The sequence below is a fragment of the Candidatus Accumulibacter sp. ACC012 genome, assembly GCF_907163155.1.
Classification (GTDB): domain Bacteria; phylum Pseudomonadota; class Gammaproteobacteria; order Burkholderiales; family Rhodocyclaceae; genus Accumulibacter; species Accumulibacter delftensis.
The window spans coordinates 13,998-25,320 of record NZ_CAJQUC010000005.1; the positions used below are offsets into that span (position 1 = coordinate 13,998).

8 protein-coding genes and 1 pseudogene are annotated in these 11,323 nt (G+C 64.1%); 1 reads left to right on the top strand and 8 read right to left on the bottom strand.

The features are described 5' to 3' along the window. Positions 1–92 precede the first annotated feature (92 nt). The 3 genes and pseudogenes from QZ648_RS07650 to QZ648_RS07660 all read right to left on the bottom strand — a co-directional run bounded on the left by QZ648_RS07650 (position 93) and on the right by QZ648_RS07660 (position 4,381). Positions 93–1,326 (bottom strand): annotated as a pseudogene (locus QZ648_RS07650) (multifunctional CCA addition/repair protein). A 39-nt stretch (positions 1,327–1,365) separates the two neighbouring features. Further along, entirely contained in the window at positions 1,366–2,331 is a 966-nt protein-coding gene (locus QZ648_RS07655; protein WP_169064844.1) for a complex I NDUFA9 subunit family protein, read from the bottom strand. 49 nt (positions 2,332–2,380) lie between these two features. Next, on the bottom strand, positions 2,381–4,381 hold the full coding sequence (locus QZ648_RS07660; RefSeq protein ID WP_248595155.1) for a lytic transglycosylase domain-containing protein: 2,001 nt from the start codon (positions 4,379–4,381) through the stop codon (positions 2,381–2,383). 5 nt (positions 4,382–4,386) lie between these two features. Here QZ648_RS07660 and QZ648_RS07665 point away from each other — a divergent pair, with 5 nt between their 5' ends. Continuing rightward, positions 4,387–5,019 carry a 5-formyltetrahydrofolate cyclo-ligase gene (locus QZ648_RS07665; protein WP_169064845.1) on the top strand — a complete coding sequence of 211 codons (633 nt, stop codon included), beginning with the start codon at positions 4,387–4,389 and terminating at the stop codon, positions 5,017–5,019. 67 nt (positions 5,020–5,086) lie between these two features. On the opposite strand, the gene QZ648_RS07670 is transcribed toward QZ648_RS07665, so the two are convergent. From QZ648_RS07670 to QZ648_RS07690, 5 genes are all read right to left on the bottom strand, one after another. After that, positions 5,087–6,250, bottom strand: coding sequence for a PatB family C-S lyase (locus tag QZ648_RS07670; protein WP_169064895.1), 1,164 nt, complete (start codon positions 6,248–6,250; stop codon positions 5,087–5,089). A gap of 17 nt (positions 6,251–6,267) precedes the next feature. Then, positions 6,268–7,200 (bottom strand): cysteine synthase A, encoded by a 933-nt coding sequence (gene cysK / locus QZ648_RS07675; RefSeq protein WP_169064896.1) that lies wholly within the window; start codon positions 7,198–7,200, stop codon positions 6,268–6,270. A 141-nt stretch (positions 7,201–7,341) separates the two neighbouring features. Further along, positions 7,342–8,874 (bottom strand): threonine ammonia-lyase, biosynthetic, encoded by a 1,533-nt coding sequence (gene ilvA / locus QZ648_RS07680; RefSeq protein ID WP_291996690.1) that lies wholly within the window; start codon positions 8,872–8,874, stop codon positions 7,342–7,344. A 60-nt stretch (positions 8,875–8,934) separates the two neighbouring features. Beyond that, the gene (locus tag QZ648_RS07685; RefSeq protein ID WP_169064846.1) at positions 8,935–10,065 is read right to left on the bottom strand and encodes a YbdK family carboxylate-amine ligase; all 1,131 of its coding nucleotides are present in this window, start codon (positions 10,063–10,065) and stop codon (positions 8,935–8,937) included. Positions 10,066–10,067: 2 nt separating this feature from the next. Beyond that, entirely contained in the window at positions 10,068–11,261 is a 1,194-nt protein-coding gene (locus QZ648_RS07690) for a cation:proton antiporter (protein WP_291996606.1), read from the bottom strand. Between the last annotated feature and the right edge of the window lie 62 nt (positions 11,262–11,323).

Sequence of the window (11,323 nt, forward strand, 5' to 3'; positions counted from 1 at the left end):
CCGGTCGTTATCGAGTTCCCCGGGTGGAGGTCAGTCGCTGGTGCTTGCCGCCAACACAGTGCGGGCTTTGCCCGGCTCCAGGCGCTGCCAGTTCAAGAAGCGCCGCCGCCGAGCCTGGCCAGCAACGGCCTGACTGCAGCCAACCGTGCCGCATGCACCTTGGCGCCGATCATTTCCGGCTCGGTAGTGCTGCGCGCGATGGACGCTGCATCGACGTCGTGCGCCAGTTGGAGCGCCTGGCGAAAGAGCGCTGGCGCCGGGTAGGGCAGGTCCTGGAAGCCCAGGCGACCATGGAAGTCACAGGCACAGGCTTCGAGCAGCTGCTCGAAGCGTTCGGGGCGGCGCAGGGCGTCGGTGTTTTCGAGCAGCCCGATGATGTCCTCTGCCGCCAATTGCGGACCGCGATGAATGTCACCGTGATAGCGGGCGACCAGGAGCGCCAGATCACGACACTCGCGCGGCACCTTCAGGCGCGCACAGACCTCGGCCGCCAGTTTGACGCTACGCGCTTCGTGGTTCGGATGACGCGGCAAATCGGCGTCCGGGGTGTCGCCTTTGCCAAGGTCGTGGAGCAGCGTAGAGAAGCGCACCGGCAAGTCCGTAGTGGCGCTGCGCAGACTGATCAACGACCATCATCACATGTACCCCGGTGTCGATCTCCGGGTGCATCTCCGCCCGCTGCGGTACGCCGTAAAGGCGGTCGAGCTCGGGCAGCAGTCGGGCCAGGGCGCCGCATTCACGCAGCACCTCGAACATCCGTGACGGCTTGTCTTCCATCAGGCCCCTGGCCAGTTCCTGCCAGACGCGTTCGGCAACCAGATGGTCGAGCTCGCCGTTGGCGACCATTCCTTGCGCCAGCGCAACGGTTTCCGGAGCCACCGTGAACGCAGCGAAGCGCGCGGCGAAGCGCGCCAGGCGCAGAACGCGCACCGGGTCTTCGACAAAGGCCGGTCCGACATGGCGCAGTACGCGTGCTGCCAGATCGTCGATACCATGGTGGGGGTCGATCAGTACGCCATCGGCGCTCCGCGCGATGGCGTTGATGGTCAGGTCGCGGCGCGCCAGATCCTCGTCCAGGCTGACCTCCGGGGCGGCATGGAAAGCAAAGCCCTTGTAACCGTTGCCGGTCTTGCGTTCCGTTCGCGCCAGCGCGTATTCGGCGTGCGACTGTGGGTGCAGGAAGACCGGGAAATCCTTGCCGACGGGTTTGAAGCCGCGGGCCAGCATTTCCTCGGGCGAGGCGCCGACGACAAGGTAGTCACGATCCTGAACCGGCAAACCGAGCAACTCGTCGCGGATCGCCCCGCCGACCGTGAAGATTTCCATCAGCGCAGTGCTGGCGCCTGGGCTGGCGCGCTGGCCTGCTCAGCGACCGGCACGAAGGCGATAGCGGTCGCGGCGAAACTGCCCGATCTCGGCCGGCGACAGATAGCTCGGGGCCACGGCTTCAAGTGCCGTTGGCCGCCAATCCGGATAGTCATGGCTACCATCGGTGACGCTGTCGACGTCCATCGAGCGCAGGTTGTCCGGCGACATCGGCGGCTTCGGCAGCAGCCACAGCAGGCCGGCTTGCAGGTAAGCCCAGCCACCGTTGCCAAGATCGATGATGCGGCGCGGCTTGCCGACCAAGCGGGCAGTGTACTCGACCAGTTCGCGAAGCGTATAGACTTTCGGGCCGCAGAGATCGTAAGTCCGGCCAAAGGTGCTGTGATCGCCGAGGCAGTCGCAGAAGGCTTTCGCCACGTCGCCGACATAAACCGGCTGGAAGCGCGCCGAACCGCCAGCAAGCGGGAAGATCGGGAAAAGCTTCAGCAAGGTGGCAAACATGTTGAGGAAGGCGTCGCCCGGCCCAAAAATCACTGACGGTCGAAACACCGTGACGTCCAGCTCGGCCATCGCAGCCTGTGCCACGGCTTCGCCGTCTCCCTTCGAGCGCAGGTATTCCGATACCCCGTCGCCTGCGGCATTGAGCGCACTCATATGCACCAGGCGACGTACGCCGCTCTGCTGCATGGCGGCGACGATGCTTTTCGTCAGCTCGACATGCGCGGCGGCGAAACCCTTGCCGTAGGGCAGGCGCGAATCCCGGTCATGGAGGATTCCGACCAGGTTGATGACCGCGTCCTGACCACGCATCAGTTCGACGAGTGCCTGCTGGTCGTTCACCCTGGCTTCGACCATCCTGACCGTCGGCAGCATGATCAGTTTCTTGGTGTTGTCACGGTGGCGGGTGGCTATCGTCACCCGTACGCCGCGTTGTGAAAGGCAGCTGGCAATCCAGCCGCCGACAAAACCACTGCCGCCGATCAACAGCACATTCTTGAGTTCCATAGCGTCCTACCGATGAAGTGGGTGTCGAAAAAACATGATTTTAAGGCAATTACTCGCCCTTGGCTTCGCCGCCGGTGCGTGGAGCGATTGTCCCGAGCCGATTCTTGAGCGTTTGCGGTCGGCCATCGAAGAGCGCCGAGTAGTAAACCGAATTGCTCATGACCTTCTTGACGTAGTCCCTGGTTTCGCTGAAGGGAATCGTCTCCGCATAGATCGCACCTTCCAGCGGCACGTCGGCACGCCACCGGCGCGCCCGACCCGGCCCGGCGTTGTAGGCAGCGGAGGCGAGCACCGGGTGATTGTCGAGATCCTCGAGTACCAGTCGCATGTAGCTGGTACCGAGCAGCACGTTGGTTTCGGTGTCGTTAACCTGGCCCTGGTGGTAATTCTTGAGGCCGATCTTGCCGGCGACCCATTTGGCGGTGGCCGGCATCAGTTGCATCAGCCCGGACGCGCCGGCACCCGAGCGCGCATTGGTCACGAAGCGGCTCTCCTGGCGCATCAGGCCATAGACCCAGGCGTCGTCGAGGGCCTGGTTGCGCGCTGCCGGCCGCACCTGATCGCCAAATGGCGCCAGGTAGCGTAGCGAGTAGTCGTGTTCGTTGCGGGTACGGTCGGCGCTGGCAATGGCGCGGTCGTAAATATCGGCGCGCAGGGCGATCGTTGACGCGCTGAGCAGTTCCCGGTCGCTCATCTCGCGCAGGGACCAGTTCCATTCCCGGACCGCTTCCGAGCGCAGGTTGAGGCGAAAGAAGAGCAGCGCGCGTTGCACGCCGGGCTTGGCCTGCACCGCCGCCAGCTCATCAAGGCTCGGTGGCGATGCCTGTGGTGGTGGTGCAATGGCCTGGCCGAGATCGTCGCTGGCCAGGTTGCCGTAGAAATCGGGCTGACCGGCGATCTTCGCAAACTGCGTATCGGCTTCAGCCAGCCTGCCGCCAGCGCGGTAGGCGCGGCCCAGCCAGTAGACCCAGGCCGATTGCGCGGCCAGTTCCGGGGGCATTGCTTCGATCGTCGAGCGCACGGCGCCCCAGTCCTGGACGCGCAGCGCCGCGCGCACTTTCCATTCCGCCGCATCATCGGAAAGGCGCGTATCGCCACCCTTGCGGTACCACTCGCTGGCCTCGGGCATGTGGTCCTGCGCCGCCTGGCGGCCGATCTGCGTCCACGCCCAGCCCTGTTCCTCCTTGCTCAGCGAAGGCGCGATGCGCTGCAGTTGCTGTGCCGCCATGCGCGGGTCGTTGCGTGCGATGCGCTGGATGCCGAGGATGGCCAGCTCGCGCTGCATGCGGTTAGCTGAAAAGTCGCTCGGCAAGCGGATCAGCCAGGGCAGCGGCGCGGTGATGATCGTTTGCGCCAGTTTCGCGTCCGGGGTCTGGCTGGGCGGCAGGTAATTCATGCTGTACGCGGCGGCGGTGGTCTTGTTGGCCTCGAACTGGTTGCGGATTCGTGCCCAGACGAGATCGGCGAGGACGCGCTTTTCGAGAATCAGCGCCTCGAGTACCGGGTAGCAGGGTTCCGGAGGCTCGAGCAAGGTCAACCACAGGGGCAAGGCGTCGTCGAGCATGCTCGGGTCGCCCTGAGCCCGCCGGCCCTGCAACGAATAGCAGGCAATGTCTTGCGGCGGTGTCTGCAGCAGACGCGGGAACTCGGCATCAAAAGCCGCCCACTGCTGCTGCTTGCCGGTTTGGCGGAGCCAGTCGGTGCGCAACTTTTCGGCTACATAGCTGTTCGGATTGCGGTTAAGGAAGGCGGTGACGCTTGCTGGATCGGCTTCCTTCAGGTCGAGAAGAAGCTGCCAGTAATCGACGTAGGATGCCAGTTCGTAATCCTGCAGCGTTGGCGCCAGTTGCTCCAGGCGCGTCCTGTCGCCGTTGCGAGCGGCGCTGCGCGCGGCGAGAAACTGCTCGTCGGCGCTGCTCGCCAAGGCGCCAAGCGGCGTCAGCAGTGAGGCGCCGAGGAGGGCCAGAAGGGTGTACCGAAAGCTGTGGCGGAGGCTGTGGCGAAACTTCATGGTAAGCTGGATTTCTCGAAAAATATCTGTTTTGAGCATATCACATGGCTGCTGGAGCGACGCCGGGAATCACCATCGATGGCCTTGGTCGCGTCGCCGCCGAGCGCTTTGCCGCCCGCCGTGCGCTGCGCAAAAGCCTGCTTGAGCGCCGCTTGGCTCTGACTGCGGATGAGTGCGTGCAGCTGTCTCGTCGGGTCCGCACGCATCTGCGTGAGGGTTTTCCGCAGCTGGCGGCGCTGGCTGTCGGCTTCTGCTGGCCGGTGCAGAATGAAGCCGACCTCCGACCGCTGATCGACGAATGGGCCAGCGCGGGCAAACCAGGCTTTCGGGCTTTGCTGCCGGTGGTGATCGACGAACCGCGGACGCTGGCTTTTCGCGCCTGGTCGGCGGGCACGGCGATGTTCGCCGATCGCTATGGCATCCCGACACCGGCCCACGGCGACTTCCTGATTCCCGAGGTGCTGCTCTTGCCGGTGAATGGCTTTGACGCCGCCGGCTACCGCATTGGGTACGGCGGCGGTTATTTCGACCGCACTCTGGCATCACTTTTGCCGCGACCGCTGGTGGTGGGGGTCGGATTCGAACTCGCCCGGCTGGACAGCATTTCTCCCGAGCCGCACGACCAGCGACTCGACGCAATGGTGACCGAAGCCGGTGTCTTCCGAGCGCTGCGTTGAGCGCGCTGCTGGATCTGGTCCGCGGGCCGCGCCACCGACTCCTTGTCGCGGGCGTCGCCGCGGAGGTTCAGGAAGTCGTCGCCGCCCTGGGCAATCTCGAACAAGCGTTCAGCATACGTTCGAGGGCCGCATCGAGCGTCGCGCGCGGGCAGCCAAAATTGAGTCGTAGCCAGCCGGGGAGACCAAAGTCCGCGCCATTGGAGAGGCCAACGCCAGCCTCTTCGAAGAAGGCCGTCGCATCGCCGACGCCCAGGCCGCGTGCGTCGATCCATGCTAGGTAGGTGGCTTCGACGTGGTTTACGCGCAGACCAGGGATGGCGCCGAGCGCTGCTGTGACGCGATCACGGTTGTTGCGTAGAACGGCGAGCAGCGCCTGCTGCCAGTCGTCGCAGTCGCGATAAGCGGCTTCCATGGCCGCCAGGCCAAGCGCATTCACATGCGGGACGATGCCGCGCATCGTGGCCGTGAAGCGACGCCGTAGCGCGGTGTTCGGGATGACTGCAAAAGCGCAAGCGAGGCCAGGAATATTGTAGGTTTTCGATGGCGCCATCAGGGTGATGCTGCGCTGGGCGAGGTCGGCATCAATCGTCGCCAGGGGCCGGTGCCGCCGCTGTTGGTCGAGCAGTAGCTGGCAGTGGATTTCATCCGAGCAGACGATCAGCTGGTGCTCATTGCAGAAGGCGGCGATTTGCGCCAACTCGTCGTCGTCCCAGGCGCGTCCCACCGGGTTGTGCGGGTGGCAGAGCAGCAGCAGGCGACTGTTTGGGGTCAGTGCGCGCTGCAAGGCGGCGAAGTCCCAGAGCCAGCGGCCGGCAAGCTGCTGCAGGGGGGCGGTCGCCAGCGCCTTGCCGGACAGGCCGGGTGCCGAGAGGAAAGGGGGGTAGATCGGCGTCGCCGTCAGCACATCGCCGTCGATGGCCCGGCAGGCGACGTTGAGTCCGCTGACCAGGCCCGGCAGCCAGACCAGCCAGTCGGCTTCGACCTGCCAGCCGTAGGCACGCTGGAGATGTCCGAGGACGGCAGCGAGCAGAGCCGGTGTCGCCTCCGCGTAGCCGAAACAGCCGTGCGCGACGCGTTTTTCAAGAGCCCTGACAATCGCTGGCGGCGCCGCGAAATCCATGTCGGCAACCCACAAGGGGAGCACATCGCGGCCAGCGTAGCGGTTCCACTTCAGCGAATCACCGCCGCGCCGGTCGATGACGCCGGCGAAGGCGTCGTCTTTCTCCGGCAGCACCGGCAGCACGCCGCTCAGACTTCGAGGTCCGCGAAGAGTGCGGTCGACAGGTAGCGCTCACCGAAGGAGGGGATGATGACCACGGTCAGCTTGCCGGCGTTGTGTGGTCGCCGCGCGACTTCCATCGCCGCCCACACGGCTGCCCCGGACGAAATACCGACCAGCAGGCCCTCTTCGGTTGCCATTCTGCGGGCGGTGGCAAAAGCGTCTTCAGAGGTGACGCGCAGCACTTCATCGTAGATGGCGGTGTTCAGCACCTTCGGCACGAAGCCGGCCCCGATGCCCTGGATCGGATGCGGTCCCTTAGCCCCACCCGAGAGCACCGGCGAGGCGTCGGGCTCGACGGCGATCACCTGCACGCCGGGCTTCCTCTCCTTGAGCACTTCGCCGACACCGGTAATGGTGCCCCCAGTGCCGACGCCCGAAACGAAGATGTCCACCTGGCCATGCGTGTCGCGCCATATTTCCTCGGCCGTCGTCGCGCGGTGAATGGCCGGATTGGCCGGATTCTCGAACTGCTGCGGGATGTAGTAGCGCGAATCGGCAGCGGCCATGGCCTCGGCGCGGCTGATGGCGCCGCCCATGCCGTCCGGGCCGGGCGTGAGGACCAATTCGGCGCCGTAAGCCTTGAGCAGCAGGCGGCGTTCACGGCTCATCGTCTCCGGCATCACGAAGCAGCATTTGATCCCACGTGCCGCGCAAACCATCGCCAGACCGATGCCGGTGTTACCCGAGGTCGGTTCAAGAACGATGGTTTCCGGGCTGATTCGTCCCGCTGCCTGTGCGTCGTCGATCATTGCCATGGCGATACGATCCTTGACGCTGTGCGCCGGATTACAGAACTCCAGCTTGGCGGCGATGGTGCCTTCGATACCGGCGCTGATGCGGTGGAGTCTGACCAGTGGGGTATTGCCGATCAGGCCGGTGACGTTGTTGACGATGTTCATGGTCATGTGGATGCTCTCCTCGGAAAGGGTCCTGTGTGGACTGGTTCAGGAACGAACAGCGGCATGTGACGGGTGAGTACCGGTGGCGTCGTCAGCACAGCCTATCATTGCTGCGCCTGTCTGCGGCGCAGAGGCGCACAACTAGCCCAGAAACAGCTTGTAGGCCTGGTTGTTGGTCTCGTTCCAGTGCGCGTAGCCGACCTTCTCGAGGAAATCCTCGAATTCGTTCATTTCCCTCGGCGGCACCTGCATGCCGACCAGGACTCGCCCGTAATCGGCGCCATGGTTGCGGTAATGGAACAAGCTGATGTTCCAGCCGGCGCTCATGCTGTTGAGAAATTTCATCAGCGCGCCGGGGCGCTCGGGAAATTCGAAGCGGTAAAGAAGCTCGTTGTTGATCCCTGGTGAGTGGCCGCCCACGAGATGGCGAATGTGCCCTTTGGCCATTTCGTCGTCGGTCAGGTCGAGGGCCGGATAATTGTGTTTGTGCAGCTGTTCGAGCAGCTTTATCGACTCGGCGCGGGACGAGACCTGGATACCGACGAAGACGTGCGCGTCACGCTGGTCGTTATAGCGGTAGTTGAACTCGGTGATGTTGTGTGAGCCGATCAGCGCCACGAAGTTTTTGTAGGCGCCCGGCTTCTCGGGCAGAGTGACGGCAAAAACGGCTTCGCGTTGTTCGCCGAGTTCGGCGCGTTCGGCGACAAAGCGCAGACGGTCGAAGTTGAGGTTGGCGCCGGAGGCGATGGCCACCAGCGCCTTGTCTTTCAGCTTGTGTGCTCGGGCGTATGCTTTGGCACCCGCGACCGCCAAAGCACCCGCCGGTTCGAGCACCGCGCGGGTGTCCTCGAAGACGTCCTTGATCGCTGCACAGATGGCGTCGGTATTGACCAGGACCATTTCATCGACGTACATCTGGCAGAGGCGGAAGGTCTCTTCGCCGACGTATTTGACCGCTGCCCCATCGGCAAAGAGGCCGACATGGTCGAGCCGGATGCGCTTGCCGGCGGCCAGCGAGCGCGTCATGGCGTCGGCGTCGCTGGCTTCAACGCCGATGATCCGGGTGTCCGGCCGTACCCGCTTGATGTAGGCGGCAACACCCGAAATCAGTCCACCGCCACCGACGCAGCAGAACACGGCATGAATCGGCTTGGCGTGTTGGCGGAGGATCTCCATGCCTATCGTCCCCTGGCCGGCAATCACCTCCGGGTCGTCGAAAGGGTGAACGAAGCTCAGTTTCTCGGATTTCTCGAGTTCGCGAGCATGCGTGAAGGCGTCGTCAAACGATTCCCCGATCAGCACCACTTCACCGCCAAGGGCTCGCACCGCCTGGATTTTGATCTGCGGCGTTGTCGTCGGCATGACGATCACCGCCCGACAACCGAGCTTGGCTGCTGCCAGCGCCACGCCTTGGGCATGATTACCGGCCGACGCGCAGATCACTCCACGTTTCAGTTTGTCGGCCGAGAGATGAAAGATCTTGTTGTAAGCGCCGCGCAGCTTGAAGGAAAAAACGGGCTGCAGGTCTTCGCGTTTGAGCAGTATCCGGTTACCGGTACGCGCCGACAGGCCGGGTGCAAAATCAAGGGGAGTTTCGCTGGCAAGGTCGTAGACCTGGGCGTTGAGTATTCTTTCGAGGTAGTCCATGGACATTTTGGCAGCGGCGGTGTGCAGCGAGGGAAAACGAGGATTCTAGCAGGTGAAGTGGTCGCCGATCACTTCGCGGGAGCTGCCTTACCTGCTTCTCCCCCGCCGGAAGAGCGTTACCGCGGCGTCGACCACGCCCTGGACACTGCCCGCATCGGCAAAGTGCTGGCGAAGGAAGCTGGCGTGGTTGCCTTCCGCGCTCACTTCGTGGCGTAGCTGCTCGAGTGCCCCGATGCTGTCCAGAACCGCGGCATGGGGTTCGAGTCTGGCGAGGGTGGCCAGGATGTCCTGGCGCAGCAGCCGACTCTCGTGGCTCTTGGGATGGACCAGCACGCCATCGAGGCCGAAGCGGCAGGCCTGGAAACGGTTGTAGTTGTAGACCAGATAATCGTCCTCGACCGGTGGTGCTTCGTCGCGTTGCAGGAGCATGCGGCAGAGCGCCTGCAGGTAGGCGGCGAGGGCCGCGGCGCGGTCCACGGTGAGCGGCGTATCGCAGACGCGCAGTTCAATCGTGCCGTACTCCGGTTTCGGGCGGATATCCCAGTAGAAATCCTTCATGCTCTTGACGACGCCGGTGGTTTCCATTTTCGCGAAGTAGTGATGCGCGAACTCCTGCCAGTCGAAGAGCAAGGGCGCACGGCCGCTCAGGGGGAAGGCAAAGACCGAATTCAGGCGTGCCGAGTCGAACTGGGTGTCGATCCCCTGGAAGAAAGGGGAAGAGGCCGACAGGGCGATGAAATGCGGCACGTAGCGATTCAAGGAATGCAGCAGGTAGAGCGCTTCGTTGGCACTGGTACAGCCAATGTGAATGTGTTGTCCGAAGACGGTGAACTGCTTGGCCAGGTAACCGTAGAGGGTGGAGAGCTGATTGAAGCGCGGATTGGGAAAAATGCGCCGCTCGGACCAGCGTTGGAAGGGATGGGTGCCGCCGCCGCAGACGGCGATGTTGAGACGGTCACCGGTACGCACCAGGGCGTCGCGGATGTCGCGCAGTTGCGCCAGCAGCTCGGCGTGGCGGTGATGCACGGCGGTCGAGATCTCGAGCATGCTTTCGGTAATCTCGGGCTTGACGTCGCCGGGGAAGGTCTTGTGGCCGAGCAGGTGGAGCAGGTCGCTGGCCGAGCCGGAGAGGTCGAAGTCGGTCCAGTTGACCAGTTGCAACTCGAGTTCGACTCCCATGCTCAGGGATGCGCTGGCCTTGAAGGACTCGAGGGGCATTTTCAGCGGCCCTCCTGCTGATGCGTTTCGCCAGCCCAGACCAGAGCCCGGCGCGTAAGCACCGGGCCAATCACCTCGAGCAGCAGGACGATCGCTGCCAGGCCGGCGACCTGATCGAGTGCGTAGAGCTTGAGGTGTCGGGTCTGTTCGAGGAGGACGATGACCAGGCCGGACATCGGCGTCATCGCCAGGCCGGTCAGCGCGCCTTTGCGCCAGCTGACGCCACTGGGACGGGCAAAGACGGTCGTCGCCGTCATCTTGACGGCCAGACGCAGCGCGATGACGGCCAATGCCAGCGTGAGTCCGCTGCGCACCTGCTGCCAGTCAAGCGAGGCCGCGACAAAAACGAACAACAGCACGGTCAGCAGGTCGCCAAGGGTGCCGAAGTTGCGCTGCGCTTGCGAGAGTATCGCGCGCCGGTGTCGGGCGACCAGTCCGAAGGCCAGCGCCGCCAGTAGCGGCGAGAACTTGAAAGCGTACGTCACGGCCGTCAGCAGCAAGGCCGCAACGGCAAAAGCGACGGTGGCATTGCGGTCGATGTTGCCCAGCTGGCGGAGCAGCGCCGGCACGGCCACGCCGAAGGCTGCGCCGATGCTGATCGATACGCCGACCACCACCAGACTGTTCCAGACGGCTTCGAAGGCGCTGCCGGCGCTGGCCAGCACCCAGTAGCCGACGATGGCCTTGAAAACGAAGAGGGAGAGTACGCAGTTGCAGGCGGTGAGGTGGAACAGGCGCTCGGTGACCTGGCCCGAGCTCTGCAGTTCGTTGGCCACCCGCAGCACGGCTGCCGGCGAGGTGGCCATGGCCAGCGCGGCGAGCAGCAACGAGGGGACGATTGGCAAGGCAAAGGCTTGCGCCAGCATGAACACCGCAGCAAAACAGCCGCTCGCTTCGGCTACGCCGGTGATTGCCAGCCAGGGATTGACCCGCAGCCAGCGCAGGTTGATGCGGTAGCCGAGCTCGAAAAGTATCAATCCGAAAGCGAAATGAGCCAGCAGAGCGATCGGCGTTCCCGAAGGGTTGTCGAGAAATCCCCCCTGGCTGGCGGCCATCACGAAGCCGGCGATGCCGTAACTGCTGATTCGCGGCAGCGATAGCAGGCGGTAGGCCAGTTCGCCGACGGTCCAGGCGATGGCAATCGCTGCCGGCCAGGCGATGTTCGCCAGGACGTCGAGCAGCGTTTCCTGAATCAAGCCGGCCGGCCTCGCAGACGGGAAAGTCCAGGCTGGCTGGCGAAAGCAGTCACCCGACAAGT

Coding starts and splice junctions, on each gene's coding strand:
- QZ648_RS07655 (WP_169064844.1), bottom strand. CDS start 2,331: ATGGAACTCAAGAATGTGCTGTTGATCGGCGGCAGTGGTTTTGTCGGC.
- QZ648_RS07660 (WP_248595155.1), bottom strand. CDS start 4,381: ATGCTCAAAACAGATATTTTTCGAGAAATCCAGCTTACCATGAAGTTT.
- QZ648_RS07665 (WP_169064845.1), top strand. CDS start 4,387: ATGGCTGCTGGAGCGACGCCGGGAATCACCATCGATGGCCTTGGTCGC.
- cysK (WP_169064896.1), bottom strand. CDS start 7,200: ATGAACATCGTCAACAACGTCACCGGCCTGATCGGCAATACCCCACTG.
- QZ648_RS07685 (WP_169064846.1), bottom strand. CDS start 10,065: ATGCCCCTCGAGTCCTTCAAGGCCAGCGCATCCCTGAGCATGGGAGTC.